Genomic DNA, 13,774 nt, shown 5'->3' on the forward strand with positions numbered 1-13,774 from the left:
GGGCGGGTGTTTGCTCAAAATGAGTTCCGCACGCAAAGAAGGCCACTTAATGTGGCCTTCGTCTTGCGCAGGACTGTTCGAAATTTTGAGGAAGCACCCGCCCTGCCGGGGCTCCCGGGTTCCCGCTTACGAGAGCGACGTTCTCAGCAATTCGTTGAAGAGCTTCGGGTTGCCCTTGCCGCGGCTCGCCTTCATGCACTGGCCCACCAAAAAGCCGATGACCTTCTGATTGCCGTCACGATACTGCTGCGCCTGATCGGCACAGTTTGCCAGCACCTCGTCCACGATCGGCTGCAGCGCGCCGGCATCGCTCACCTGACGCATACCGCGCTCGTCGACGATCTTGTTGGGGTCGTCGCCGGTCTGGGCCATGGCCTCAAAGACCTCGTGCGCCTGGTTGGAGCTGATGGCATCGGTCGCCAGCAGCTTAGCAAGGGCTGCTACCTGAGCCGGCGCGATGCCGGACTCGGCCAGCGAGACGCCCGCGCCCTTAAGGTAGGCGATCATCTCGTTCACCAGCAGGTTTGCGACCGTCTGGGCCTCCTTGCCAGCCATACCGGCAGCGGCAGCCTCAAAGAACTCGGCAAACTCGGGGTCACCGGCGATCTGCTCGGCATCGGCCGCCTTAATGCCAAAGTCGGCCTCAAAACGAACGCGCTTGGCATCGGGCAGCTCGGGGATCTCGCCACGGCAGCGGTCGATGAACTCGTCGTCCAGATCGAACGGCGCCAGGTCGGGATCGGGGAACAGGCGGTAGTCGTCGGCCGTCTCCTTCACACGCATAACCACGGTGCGCTTGCGGCTGGGCTCCCAGTGGCGGGTCTCCTGGTAGATAATGCCACCCTCCTCGAGCACCTCGGCCTGGCGGCAAATCTCGTAGGCAAGGCCGTCGTGCAGGCTCTTAAACGAGTTGAGGTTCTTAAGCTCGGTCTTGGTGCCCAACTTGGTCTCGCCGCGGCGGCGCAGCGAAACGTTGCCGTCGCAGCGCATGGAACCCTTCTCCATGGAGCAGTCCGAAATGCCCAGCGTCACAAAGATGCGACGGAGCTTCTCCATAAACAGGCGAGCCTCCTCGGGCGTGCGCAGGTCGGGCTCGGTGACGAGCTCGATCAGCGGCGTGCCGCAGCGATTGTAGTCGACGAGCGACTCGGCTGCAGCGGTAATGCGACCCTCGGCGCCGCCCACGTGGACCATCTTGGCGGCGTCCTCCTCCATGTGGATGCGCAGGATGCGAATGGGCACCGCGTAGGAACCGTCCTCGCGACGCTCGGGCATCTGCAGGTTGGACGCATCGTAGCTGGCCAGGTGACCGGCGCGCTGGTTACCCTCGCGCATGGTCGACGTCATGGACGTGGACAGGCCCTCGGCGTTGGCCGAGGCGCTCGCCAGGCTCTGAGCCTCGGCCTCGCCAAACGCGCAGTCGGGGCGCTCGGCGGCACCGCGACCGGTCACGTCCAGGTCCAGGTGACCGTACATGGCAAAGGCGACCGGACCCTGCGTGGTCTGGAAGTTCTTGGCCATATCGGGATAGAAGTAGTGCTTGCGGTAGAACATCGAGTGGCGCTGGATCTCGCAGTTGGTGGCGAGACCGGCCTTGACGATGCTCTCGATGGCGCGCTTGTTGGGAACCGGCAGGGCGCCGGGCAGGCCCAGGCACACCGGGCACACGTTGGCGTTGGGCTCGTCATCGTGGCTGAGCTTGCAGTTGCAGAACATCTTGGTATCGAGTGCGGTGAGCTCGGTATGGATCTCCAGGCCGATCACGGCCTCCCAATCCTGCAGGACCTCGGAAAGCTCCTTCATTACAGCTCGCCTCCCTTCCCGGCAAAATCGGGCGCGACGGAAAGCGCGGGCGCACCCGTGGCGGCATCGGCAAAGCCGCGCTCCAGGGCGCGGGCAAACGTGAGCAGCGGACGGTCCTTAAAGGCCGGACCCACCAGCTGGGCAGAAACGGGCAGCTGAGTATCCTCGCCCAGGCCCAGCGGCACCGAGATGCCACCGTTGCCGCAAATGTTGAGCGAGATGGTGTACAGGTCGGAAAGGTACATCTGCGTGGGGTCGCTGATCTCGCCAAACTTAAAGGCCGTGCGCGGCGAGGCGGGCATGAGGATGGTGTCCACCTTGGCATACGCGGCGTCGTAGTCCTGCGTGATGAGCGTGCGGGCCTTTTGCGCAGCGTAGTAGTACTTGTCGTACACGCCCGAGCTCAGCAGGTAGGCGCCGAGCATCTGACGGCGCTTGGCCTCGGCGCCAAAGCCGTGGGCACGCGAGAGAGAGCTCTGGTCGGACAGGTTGGCGCAGCCTTCCTCCTGGTAGCCGTAGCGAATGCCGTCGAAGCGCGCCAGGTTGGAGAACGCCTCGGCCGGACCGATGACGTAGTAGGCGGCGATGGCGGCATCCAGATGCGGCAGGTCGACCTCGACCAGCTCGGCGCCCTGGTTCTGCAGCTCCTGGGCGGCGCGCTGAACAGCGGCCTTGACCTCGGGCGTCAGGCCCTCGGCCTCCATAAACGCGGGGATGATGCCCACGCGCTTGCCCTCGATGCTGTCGTTGAGATGCTCGGTAAAGTCGACGGCGCAATCCTGGCTGGTGCAGTCGTACGGATCGTGGCCCGCACCGGTAAGCGCGTTCATGGCCAGCGCGACATCCTCGACCGTGCGGCCAAAGGGGCCCACCTGGTCGAGCGACGAGCCAAAGGCAACCACGCCGTAACGGCTCACGGCGCCATACGTGGGCTTAAAGCCCACCACGCCGCACAGCGATGCCGGTTGGCGAATGGAGCCGCCGGTGTCCGAGCCCAGCGAAAGCGCGACCTCGCCCGCGGCAACGGCGGCAGCGGAGCCGCCCGAGGAGCCGCCGGGCACGCGCTCGGTATCCCAGGGGTTGTTGGTGCGGTGGAACGCCGAGCTCTCGGTAGAGCTGCCAAAGGCAAACTCGTCCATGTTGGCCTTGCCCATGGGCAGGCAGCCAGCATCGAGCATGCGCTGGACACAGGTGGCGGTGTAGACGCTCTGGTAGTCCCCGAGCATGTGGGAAGCGCAGGTGGTGCGCGTGCCCACGAGGTTCATGTTGTCCTTAATGGCCAGCGGCACGCCCGCGAGCGGGGGCAGTGGCTTGCCTGCGGCACGGTCGGCATCCACGCGCGCAGCGGCCTCGAGCGCAAGCTCGGGCGCCACCTGCAGGAATGCCTGGACCCCGCCCTCGCGCGCCTCGATGGCGGCAAGGGAGGCCTGGGCCACCTCGGTAGCGGTAAAGTCGCCGGCGGCAACGCCCGCGGCGATCTGGGCGGCGGTAAGGGAATCGAAGCTCTGCGCCATTACTCGCTCTCCCCCTCTCCCAAAATGGACGGCACGCGGAAGTAGCGGTCGCGCGCGCTGCCGGCGTTTTCGAGCGCAACGTCGAGCGGCAGGTCGCGCTCGGGCTCGCGCAGGTCATCGCCCATCACGTTGGACAGGCTTCCGATGGGATGGAACGTGGGCTCCACGTCGGGCAAGTCATATTGCAAGACGGGCTCGAGCATCTGGACGGCGTCGTTCATGTAGGACGTCATCTGGGTGAGCTCGTCATCGGTCAGTGCGATCTTTGCGTACTCGGCGATGCCGCGCACATCTTTCTCGCTGAGTGCCATAGGCGCTCCCTTCCGCATAACAGTTAAACCGCTCTAGTATACAAGGCAACGCCGGCTTGGAGCAGGCGCTTTACCCAAATGCAGCGAAAACGTAACGAGGACGGCGGTTGGCAGGCGGCGGACCGGCGGTTCTGCAACGAAACCGCACCGTCCATAGCGAAAACCGTCTCGCCCACAACGAAAACCGTCCCGCCCGCAACGAAAACCGTCCCGCCCGCAACGAAAACCATCACAACATTCGACGCTTTTCGCCAAAATCGAGATTTTCATCGAATGTTGTGATGGTTTGGAAGCCCCGACCACCACAAAGGTGCCTGTCCCCGTTGCGGTGGTTCTGAAGAATGTCTTATGCCGAGGCCTTGGCCTTGCGGCGCTTGCGGACCGCGTGGACCACGATGTCCAGCAGCAACAGCACAATGGCTACGACCACGATGAGCACGGCAAACTCGCGCTTGCCCCAGTGGCGACCGGCCAGCGACTTTTGCTTGTCGACGTCCTTCTTGTTGTACTTGGTGCGCACGCAGTGCACCAGCAGGCGATGGTCGTTTACGCCGTAGGGCGTGCAGGTGACAAGCGTCACCTTGTCGGCGCCGGGCTCGATGGTCAGCGACTCCATCTCCTCGGGCAGCACCACCTCGGAGTCCACCATCTTGTAGGCGAGCGTCTTGTTCATGGTGTGCAGCAGCACCAGGTCGCCGGGCTTCAGCGAGTGAATGTCGTCGAACATGCTCAGGTTGCGCATGCCCGAGTGCGCGGTGAGCACGCAATGCGTCGAGGTGCCGCCCACCGGCAGGCTCGTGCCCTCCAGGTGGCCGACGCCTGCCATAAGGACTTCCTCGCTCGTGCCGTGGTAGATGGGCATGCTCACGTCGATGGAGGGGATCTCGACCCAGCTCATCATGGGGTCGCGGTCAAAGATGAGCTGCTGAGCGTAGGGCTCGATCTGGTCGGCAGGGAGCTCGGTGGCCTCGCCCGCCAGCTGCTCGTTAAAGGAGCGCGCCTGGAGCAGGATGCGCTCGCGCTCCTCGGCAGACAGCGCGTCAACGGTGCTGGACACCGTGCTGATCTGGTTGAACACGCCCGAGGCCTCGAGCCGGTCCAAGATCCAAGGCCAGGTCATAAGCCCCACGCCGATAAGGATGATGACGATGGTGATGAGCCGATCGGCCCAGCGCGGCAGTCGCTTGCGACGGCGCTTGGGCTTTGGTTGAGGTTTGGGCTGAAGGCTTGAGCCGCCGTTGTCCGCGGCGTTATTGCTCTTCATATGTTTTGCGCCCTGCACCATCGCCGGTCACTCCTTTACAGCTCAGGTTGTCTAAACAAATAATAGCCGATTAGCGAACTTCTGCCGCGGGCAACGCAGCTAGGACCGAAACGCCGCCTACGATTCGAATTCTTGGAGGCCTTCTACAGCGCTTCTTGCCATGGATATTCCTTTCCAAACATGCGATCGACTTCGAGCTGAATTCGCTCATCGTCGATTGCCGCCAAAGATAGCGCAAGCGAAATGTCATCGACGCGGGAGGAGTCGGCAAACACGGGCGCATAGCGCCACACTTGGATTATCGCCGTTTCGTTATCCGGCAACTCCCCGTCTGCGACTTCGAGGTCGCTCAGTTGACGCCATGCACTTCTTAAGACGGCCTTTTGTTCCATACCCGGCGCAGCGAGCATCGAACGCGCAGCGAGCGCCGTCTCCCCGGCGTCAACAAGATAGTCGATCTGCGGCGTCTTCCTTGCAAAAAAGACCTTCGAGACAGGCGAGGAGAGCTCTGCCATGTGCTCGCTGAGCAGAAGATCAACGGCAACAGGGAACACGACGACACGTCGCTCGCGACGCTCGCGCCTCGCGAGTCCCCTGTCAACAAGCTCGGTTATGGCCTCACTCGCGCGGCTTGCCGAAATCCCAAGCGCACGACAAAGGTCATAGGGACGATATGGCTCCTGAGCTGCTCCCCAGATTGCGGCAGCCTGCGCATTGGGTGACATCTTGGTCGCGTGATTGCGAAACCGGGCACCGCCCCTCTCCGTGCAGGCTGCGCCCATAAATGGAAGAAAAGCCTGTCTACCGGGGCAGACAAAGGGAATCCCTTGTGCGACCAATGCTTTGCGCTGACGTGCATCGGCATCAGGAAACGAAACGACAACAGGAGTTTCCGCGCGCAAGGCTAGCTGACTATAGACTCTCTTAGCCTCGGGAAGCCCGACGCCAGTAGGCAAACTTGCAAGCAAAAACGAAAAACCGTTTGCGTCAACAGCGCGGACCTCAATCGCCCGCAGATGCAGCGGCAAGTGTGCGGATCCAGGCCAAGTTTTGGTCTTGGCGGAGAGACCTAGTGCTTCTTGTAAGTAGATTAGCGCTTCGTTCATTTCCATCTTTTTCGTTTGATTCCAGTTTATATTGGAATTATACATAATTCTCGGAATTGACGAGATTCTTTTCGTGCCTAAGTCCATATTTGCGTTTTCAGAATATCCCGGATCGGCGGGGCGATTCGGGATACAATATCAATAGAAAACGACGCACCCCGCGTAAATGTTTGGGAGCGCGGGCGGCCAGTTTTCAGCTTTTGTTAAATGCCCGGGATCCGACCCCCGGGCATTCTTATTTGCGCTTGTTGCGGCGCAAATGCCTTCTACCGTCCGCACCGCGCGTGCGCCTACGGACCTTAAACCGAACCTCATACGAGTCAAGAAACGCGATGACGAACGTGCCCACCGCCGCGAGGGCGGCGAGCGCGTTAAGGAATTTCAGCATTTGGGGACCTCCGATCGAGTCGTCGGCCGTCCGCGCACGGGATGCGTCGCAAAGCCATTTTACTGCGAGCGTATGCACCCACAGCTGGTAAACGCAATAATTGCAAACATCTGTTCGATATTCATGCGCCTGATCCATCGGACGATGGAGGCTGGCTGCGTTATCCCAAAAAAAACGGGGCAGACTCCAGTGCGGAGTCTGCCCCGAAAAGAGAATGGCAAAGCAAGAACGTCGATGGACGAGAAAAGTGTCCGCAAGTCTCATGGCCATCACATCCCACCTGCCAAAGGGATGGGTGAGTGAGCGTTACTCCTGCTCGGACTCCTCAGCCTGCTTACGGCTGCGGATGAGGTGCGCCACGCCGATGCACAGCACCGCGCCACCAGCAATCCAAGTGAAGGTCACGCCGTTAAGGCCGGTCAGCGGGAGGTTGGAGCCCTTCTTGTCAACGATGGTGAAGCTGAGCTTGCCGACTTCAGCTTTCGCGGAGCCCTCCTGAACAACATCTTGACCTGCCACAATGGCGCTCGTCGTGTCGGGCGTCACATTCGTACCGTCCTGATTGAGCGTGCGGCTGATAGTAAAGGTCACACCGTTTGCCGCGGAGTTGTTGTAGCCAGGCGCAGGCTTAACCTCCGTGAGGATATAGGTGCCCTCATCGAGGCCGACAACGTTGATCTTGCCTTTGGAGGTGGTGGTCAGTATTGCTTCATTCTCATTTGACGTCGTGGTGCCGTCGGCCTTGATAAATTTGCCGGTGCCTTGCTCCTTCAGCGTGAATTCGACGTCTTTGAGAGTCTTGGGGTTGCCGGCCTCATCATTATCGCTGCCAACCTTGGTAACGTCGATACCATAGGTGTAGTCGTAGGCCGGATGGTCAACCGTGGTACCGGTGCCATTGGTGTGCGGGTTGTTGGAATAGGTCAACTTGACATTGTTCACCTGGGCCTTGCCGAGCATATCCGCGTTAATCTTGCCAGCAACCAGTTTTGCCTCATAGTTCACATAGACTGTCGAACCACCGTCAACGTTGATGAGATTGCCAGCCTTATCCTTTGCTTCTTTGAGGTTCTCGAAGGAAACAGTGAGCGTATTCGTGCTTTCCCCCGGGACATAGGTCGCACTGTAGCAAGCGGGATCCACGACTGAATCACCAATCTTGACCTCAACGACTGGGTTACCACCCTGAAGCTCTGGAACCATCGTGGAGGGGAGCTCGTCAGTGAAAGTGTAGCTGTACTTGACATACGTGTTAATGTTGCTAGCCACAGTGCCGGCAAGCTGATATTCAACAGGCTGTTCAGCAGCGGAGTCGGCAGCCTTGTTGGCTGCGGTAAAAACATCCTTGCTATCGTCCGTAACAAACTTGCCGTTCTTGTCATCCTTTACGGCCTTGGTCACGTTGGGGACGTCCTTCTTGGGGGCCACGTTAACGTCAGAGCCACCGACGATGGTGAAAATCGGCGAGGTATACGCATCAGTATTGCCATTAGCACCGTTGGTCGTACTGGGCGTATCGGTCACGAAAAGCCAGTAGCCATTATCAAGATCCTTAAAGCTACCTTTGGTGGAATCGCTTGGCTTTGTCCACGTGAGGGTCTTGTCCCCTTCCAAGGCCTTGGCAATCAAGTCAAGAGTTGTGCCAGTATCAACCGCCGTAGTCTCTCCAAAATTAGAGCCCTGAGTCGTGCTGATGAACTCCGCCCACGTCTGGGCGTCAGCATCTACTCCAGGTGCTCCAGTAACGTCTTTGAGCGCAGTCGTAACGAGGGTTTTCACATTACCCGGAGCCCACTGAATATCGGAAAGAGTCTTAGCGGCCGAGCCATCCCAGCTCCCATCGCCCTTCTGATCCTGCGTGACCTTCGCGGTGAAGACCTGAATGCCCTTGAATGTCGTGCCGGTGTATGTTTCGTCGGTGATAGCCACCTTACCCTTCTCCGTGGCCACCGTCGGCGTACCCGCTGCAAACGCCATCGTGACCGGGGCCATGACGCCGCCGAAGGTCAGCGCTGCTGTGAGGCCGGCGGTTACTGCCAGGCGTGCGATGTTCTTGCTCATGCTCATCTTCTTTTCCTCCATTTTCCGGTTGGTTCTCATTCGATCGGTCATCATCTGTCTGTGTCTTAGCATCTACTTCGCTACGTCTCGCCCCGCTCTCTGTGGGGCTGCCAGCTACTCTTTATGGCTGCCACCTCCCCGCTTGACCAGGAGCGCGACCACGATGAGCGCGGCTCCGGCGACCGCTGCGGCGGCCGCGGCGTACATTGCCATATCGCCAGTCGAGGGCATAAAGCCTCCGGTGGTAATGCTAGGGGGTGTGCCGGTGGGCGTGTTGATGAGCGACGCCTCCAGGCTGCCCGTCGACCCGTCCGCACTGTCGGCGCGCAGGGGCGACTCGGCCGTGATGGTGAGCTTGGGCTTGGCGGCGGCCACCTGGTCGACGTCCAGGCCCTCGGCCTTGACCGTCACGGAGCGCGTGCCCTCAAAGGCGGTGTAGCCCTTGGGCGCCTTGAGCTCGCGGACCTCCAGCTTGCCCGAGTCCACGCCCGAGACGGTCACGCGGCCGTCCTCGCCCGTGGTGACGGTGGCCTTGCCCTCCGCATCCCACGTGCCGTCGGCCGCCAGCGTGCGGCCGCGGTCGTCGGTGATGCTCAGGACCGCCCCGGCAAGCGGCTTGTCGCCGTCGCTGCCGCGCTTGGTGAGCGCAAGATCCCAGGTGTAGGCGCACGCATCGTCGCTCGGCGTGCGGGTAAAGCCGGCGTCGCCGGACTGGTCGGCAAAGGGAGAGCGCGGGTAGCGCAGGTAGACCTCGTTGGGGTTGCCCTTCGCGATGCCGTGGTTGCACGCGCCGTTGAGCGGCGCATTGTACACGGCGACCACGCGGGCGCCCGCGGTGAAGGCGTCGGCCCCGCCGAGCGCGGCGATGAGGTCGCCGGTGCGCACGGTGAAGGTCTTGCCGTCGGCCGCTACCTTGGTGGCGCACTGGGCCGTGATATCGGTCCAGCCCTTAGTGGGCTCGGTGCCGACGCGGCCGTCCTTGCCGGCCGAGACGGCGTCGAAGCCGCCGTCTGCGCCCGCCGCCACGTACACGCGCATGCTCGCGGCCACCTTGGAGGGGTCGAGCCCCGCGCTCATGGTGTCGACGAACCGCACCGTATAGGTGTCGTAGGCCGTGAGCCCCGCCGGGACCGTGGCAGAGAGGCGCCAATACAGGTCGTCGGCGACCGTGGCATCGGCGGCCTTCTGCCAGGCGGCGGTGCTGTCCTCCAGCACATGCTTTTGGACCTTGGGGGTCGCCGCCTTGGGCTTGACGGTGACGGCGCTGCCGCCCACCAGAGCCATGATCGGCGCGGTGCCGACCTGGTCCTGGGCGATGGCGTCGTCGTCGGCGACGATGAGCCAGTAGCCACAGGGCAGCTCGGCCGTCGTGCCCGCGTTAAGGGGCACGGACACGGCGGCAGAGCTCTGGAGGGAACGAGCGAGCTGTGCGCTCAGCGCGCTCGTAAGGTGGGAATCGGTGTTGAGCCACTCGGCAGCTTCCTGCGCGGTGGTCTGGGAATTGGGCATGCCGGCGCTGTGCAGCACAGGCAGCGCGGCGTCGCGCACGGCGGCGCTTGCCCAGGCGAGATCGGTGGCGGTCTTGGCGTCGCCGTCGCCGTCGACGACGTTGGCGCTAAAGATCTGGTGGGCGTCGTAGCTGCTCGCCACGGTGCCGCTCACCGTGATGGAACCGGTCGAGGTCGGCGCGGCCTGCGCGGAAGCGGGGAACACAACCGCGCAGGTGCCGATCAGGAGGGCAAGCAGCGCAAACAAGATCGGGAAGGAGCAAACTTTCTTATTCACGACGCTCACCTCCCTTCGCATTCGCCTTGCGACGAATGTGCATCCAGGCCGCAGCAGCGCAAAGCACCGCCGCGCCGGCAAGGTACGTCAGAGTGACGCCCGACATACCAGAAAGGGGCAAAGAGGTGGAGTAGGTGTTGGTGAAGGTGGAGGCGGGAATGGCGTCGGGCGCGGCGGCGGAGGGTTGAACCACGACGCCCTGCCCGTTCTCACCCAGGGCGTTGCCCATGTCGTCCTTCATCTGCGTGACCGTGGTGGAAGTGGTGAGGCCGGAGTACTTGCCGGCCTTATTCAGCTCGGCCTCCACCGTGACGGCAACCTGGTACTCGGCCTTGGAGTAGCGGAGCTTATCGATGGCACCGGTGGTAGGCGCGACCTCCTTCACCGTGTAGGTGTAGGTCCTGGCGTAGTCACCCGCCGTACCGGGGGTATCGGACAGGTGCGACTTGTTGAACGTCATGGCGCCAAAGGTCGCCGTGATGTTGTTGAGCTTGTCGGCGTCGGTCTCCCCTGCCTTTGGGGCAACAGAAATCTTGGGCGCTTCGGGTATGGGGGCTTTGGCTGCATAGTCACCCGTAGCCACAATGCTGAACTCGAACGGCACATAGTTGCCGTCAGCATCCTTCGGCCAATCCGTATTGCGAACGGATTTGGTCACCGGGATCTTCACGGACGTAGCACTGCACTTGTCGGAGATGTACGTAGTGCCGCCAACGATGCTCGGCTGCTCGTTCTCTTTCCACGTAATGGAGCCGTTTGTGCTGTCCACCGTGAACTTGTAGGTGTTCTTCAGTTCGTAGCCAAACGGAGCCTGGGTCTCAACAAGCGTGTACGTGCCCGGCAGCAGACCCTCGAGCTTGAACTTGCCATTCGTGACGTCGGCATCGGCCCACGTGGTCTCGCCCGAAGCCGACTGGTCGCTCACGGTCCAAGACTGCGCCTCGGTCGTACCATCGGCACCCAGTTTCGCAAGCTTCCACTCGGAACCAGCCAAAGGAGTGTATCCCTTGTCTCCTTCCTCAACCTTGGTCCAAGACACCGTACCGGTGATCTTGGTGTTGGAGATGGCGCCCGTGGTGTTGGAATCATCGAATGAAACGAGCTTATTTCCGTTCACCGTGTCCACATGACCCTGAACATAGTTCACCTGCTCGCCGGTGTTGTTCATGGTTGCGTAGTAGATGGTGTCCGACTTCTGATAACCAGCCGGCGCCTTGACCTCGCGAATGTAGTACGTGAAGTAGTCTTTATCGTCGGGATCGCCAATTTTGGCCTTCTGATTCAAATAGTTGAACTGAAGCTCGCCATCATCCGAATCGTAATCGTTGGCATCGCCGTCAGTCACCGTCACGATAGCGTTATTGCTATTGCCCGCGACAGCATCCTCGACAGAACCATAGATAGCCCACGAGGAACCGGGGAGCAGCGTAGTGCCGTCCGCAGCGTCGACCTTGCTCCACGCAATGGCAGAGCCGTCCGGTGTATACGACCCGGACCACGGGAAGTTGTGACGCTCCTGATCCATATCGATGACGGAAGCCGAGTTACCCTCACCAAATGCTGCGGCAACCTTCGGGCTGTTCATTGAGAAATCGACGCCCACATAAACGCGACCGTTGGTAGTCACATGGTCGTCGAAACTTCCGTTGGGAACGAGAATCGATCCGATCATAGCCGCCGCAGGATCGTCGTCAGTCCACTTAGCACCGCTGACTGTGCCACTGTATCCCCAGTCCGCGCGGTCCTCTCCCGCGATGCCGCCTCGAATGGTAAGGCTGGTGGTATCGACGAAGTTCCACATGATGGACTGGGAGGCCAGCGAGTATTTCGCGTCAAGGTCTTTCTTGGCGTACTGACTCTCGTAACCGCGAGATATTTCTGTATCTCCCCACCAGAAGCGCCAGCCGTTGTGGAACTCGACAGGATTAGTACCTGTAACGTTCACGACAATGGATGCGCCTTCGGGGATATTGGTGAACTTAAAGTCGACGCCGCGGTAGTAGACGCCATCCTTCCAGTTGGAGAGCTCGGAACCGGCGATGGTGAAGACCTGTTGCATAGAAGTTCCATCGCCGGTAAAGGTGATGAGTCGCTCGGTGTTGCGAATCTGATTGCTCGGGATTCCGGTATCGAGTGCACCGGAAACAGACTTGCCGCTACCATCGTCGCTACCATCGAATTTGAGTGTATAGCTTGTTCCGTCGTTATTGTACTTGTTGATGACGTAGTTGCTATTAGGCTCTGCAAAGCCGTTGACATCCACCTCGCCGGTATCTTCAAACGAATCGAGCTGTTTCGATAGCTTCGAGAGGTATCCATTTGTACCGTTATAGCTCGAATAATCGCTACCGTTGACATTAGTCAAATCAACAGCTTTATTGAACAGGGTGCTTTCCAGAGCAGACAAGCCCTCGTACCAATTACCCTGCATTGTCACCACAGACTGGCGTTTATAGTCGCTATCGCGCCAGTATGTGATGGGGCCTGCGATTTGCGCGGTGTAGGCAAAGCCGGAAGGAGTCGCGCCCTCAAAAGGTCTCTGCTGTCCGACCCAAGCGCCTTTGTTCCAAGCACCAACGGTAGTCGCCCCCGGCAAGTTGCCGTTGTAACCAACGCTCATTTTGGTGATCGCACTGTCGATTCCGGCGACCGCAAGCACGGTGCTGCCGTAGACAGGACGGAACTGGGAACCAAAACCAACGGTGCCAAAGCGGAAACCAGCGCCGCCACTCTTATTATAGGGCCAGCTCTCTTTGAGTGGATTCATGGCAAGCTTGCCACGGACCACGGTAAGGCCCTCCGCCTCAGCGGCATATGAGCCGGTGGGGGCGTTCTTCGCATCAAGATTACTAGTGTCGCTCGGCTTACCACCGATGTACATGTCGCGGCCGACGTAGGTGGCCACGCCGGGATCGGGGGTGGAGACATCGATATTCGTACCGATACCGATAGACGTGGGAACATAAATTCCCTTCTCCACGGTGGCCGTCGCTCTCGCTGAAGCCGCATTCGCACTCTGAGCCTGCTCAGCACTATTTGAAGAGCCAGCCTCGCCGCCATTGGTCTCGTCGCTATTCTGGTTTTCGGCATCCTCGCTGGTGTTATCTACAGCAGCGGACTCACTTGAGTAACCCCCCCCCATTACAGTTTCCTCGGTAGAAACTGTCTGGACGTCGTTGGCGATGGCCTGCGAGATCGGGGGCATAACGAGCGACAGTACCAGGCTCAAAACGGAAGCTCCGCACAAAACACCTGCTAGTACACGATGTGTCGCTTTATTGTTCTGCTTGGATTTATCTGAATTCGCTTTCATCGATGTCTCCTCCCCAAGAGACCGCGATCTTGCTCTTTCCCTATCAAACGTATCAGCGCAATCTGTAATTGCGCACGCTTAGTAATGCTATTTTAATGATTGGTTAAACATCTGAGCAACAAATATCGACAGTTTTGTAGCGAGTTCTCAATCCTTGATTATCGACTTTATCCGAACACCTCCCACATTCATCCGCACATGTGCGGATGAATGTGGGAACCCGATACCC

Annotated in this window: 9 protein-coding genes; all 9 read right to left on the reverse strand. The window is 60.3% G+C overall.

The genetic code is table 11. The features are described from left to right. Positions 1 to 126: 126 nt before the first annotated feature. Positions 127 to 1,803 (reverse strand): Asp-tRNA(Asn)/Glu-tRNA(Gln) amidotransferase subunit GatB, encoded by a 1,677-nt coding sequence (gene gatB / locus AB5767_RS09665; protein WP_368132935.1) that lies wholly within the window; start codon positions 1,801 to 1,803, stop codon positions 127 to 129. Continuing rightward, positions 1,803 to 3,317, reverse strand: coding sequence for an Asp-tRNA(Asn)/Glu-tRNA(Gln) amidotransferase subunit GatA (gene gatA / locus AB5767_RS09670; protein ID WP_368132429.1), 1,515 nt, complete (start codon positions 3,315 to 3,317; stop codon positions 1,803 to 1,805). Before gatA ends, gatB begins: the two co-directional genes overlap by 1 nt. Continuing rightward, complete coding sequence (gene gatC, locus AB5767_RS09675; protein ID WP_055250987.1) at positions 3,317 to 3,628, reverse strand: Asp-tRNA(Asn)/Glu-tRNA(Gln) amidotransferase subunit GatC; 312 nt, start codon at positions 3,626 to 3,628, stop codon at positions 3,317 to 3,319. The genes gatA and gatC overlap by 1 nt, the downstream gene beginning before the upstream one ends. A gap of 346 nt (positions 3,629 to 3,974) precedes the next feature. After that, positions 3,975 to 4,892 carry a class C sortase gene (locus tag AB5767_RS09680; RefSeq protein ID WP_368132430.1) on the reverse strand — a complete coding sequence of 306 codons (918 nt, stop codon included), beginning with the start codon at positions 4,890 to 4,892 and terminating at the stop codon, positions 3,975 to 3,977. 143 nt (positions 4,893 to 5,035) lie between these two features. Beyond that, positions 5,036 to 6,004 (reverse strand): hypothetical protein, encoded by a 969-nt coding sequence (locus tag AB5767_RS09685; RefSeq protein ID WP_368137032.1) that lies wholly within the window; start codon positions 6,002 to 6,004, stop codon positions 5,036 to 5,038. 229 nt (positions 6,005 to 6,233) lie between these two features. Continuing rightward, positions 6,234 to 6,386 carry a hypothetical protein gene (locus tag AB5767_RS09690; protein ID WP_192919544.1) on the reverse strand — a complete coding sequence of 51 codons (153 nt, stop codon included), beginning with the start codon at positions 6,384 to 6,386 and terminating at the stop codon, positions 6,234 to 6,236. Between the two features lie 306 nt (positions 6,387 to 6,692). Next, on the reverse strand, positions 6,693 to 8,447 hold the full coding sequence (locus AB5767_RS09695) for a SpaA isopeptide-forming pilin-related protein (protein ID WP_368132432.1): 1,755 nt from the start codon (positions 8,445 to 8,447) through the stop codon (positions 6,693 to 6,695). A gap of 114 nt (positions 8,448 to 8,561) precedes the next feature. Continuing rightward, a complete protein-coding gene (locus tag AB5767_RS09700) occupies positions 8,562 to 10,232 on the reverse strand; it encodes a SpaA isopeptide-forming pilin-related protein (protein ID WP_368132433.1) in 1,671 nt (556 codons plus the stop codon). After that, positions 10,225 to 13,374 carry a SpaA isopeptide-forming pilin-related protein gene (locus tag AB5767_RS09705; protein ID WP_368132434.1) on the reverse strand — a complete coding sequence of 1,050 codons (3,150 nt, stop codon included), beginning with the start codon at positions 13,372 to 13,374 and terminating at the stop codon, positions 10,225 to 10,227. The genes AB5767_RS09700 and AB5767_RS09705 overlap by 8 nt, the downstream gene beginning before the upstream one ends. Between the last annotated feature and the right edge of the window lie 400 nt (positions 13,375 to 13,774).

This window comes from Collinsella aerofaciens (genome assembly GCF_040926265.1).
GTDB lineage: Bacteria > Actinomycetota > Coriobacteriia > Coriobacteriales > Coriobacteriaceae > Collinsella > Collinsella aerofaciens_BB.

Excerpts from the sequence above, each read along its gene's own strand:
- gatB (WP_368132935.1), bottom strand. The coding sequence starts at position 1,803 with ATGAAGGAGCTTTCCGAGGTCCTGCAGGATTGGGAGGCCGTGATCGGC.
- gatA (WP_368132429.1), bottom strand. The coding sequence starts at position 3,317 with ATGGCGCAGAGCTTCGATTCCCTTACCGCCGCCCAGATCGCCGCGGGC.
- gatC (WP_055250987.1), bottom strand. The coding sequence starts at position 3,628 with ATGGCACTCAGCGAGAAAGATGTGCGCGGCATCGCCGAGTACGCAAAG.
- AB5767_RS09680 (WP_368132430.1), bottom strand. The coding sequence starts at position 4,892 with ATGAAGAGCAATAACGCCGCGGACAACGGCGGCTCAAGCCTTCAGCCC.
- AB5767_RS09685 (WP_368137032.1), bottom strand. The coding sequence starts at position 6,004 with ATGGAAATGAACGAAGCGCTAATCTACTTACAAGAAGCACTAGGTCTC.
- AB5767_RS09690 (WP_192919544.1), bottom strand. The coding sequence starts at position 6,386 with ATGCTGAAATTCCTTAACGCGCTCGCCGCCCTCGCGGCGGTGGGCACG.
- AB5767_RS09695 (WP_368132432.1), bottom strand. The coding sequence starts at position 8,447 with ATGAGCAAGAACATCGCACGCCTGGCAGTAACCGCCGGCCTCACAGCA.
- AB5767_RS09705 (WP_368132434.1), bottom strand. The coding sequence starts at position 13,374 with ATGGGGGGGGGTTACTCAAGTGAGTCCGCTGCTGTAGATAACACCAGC.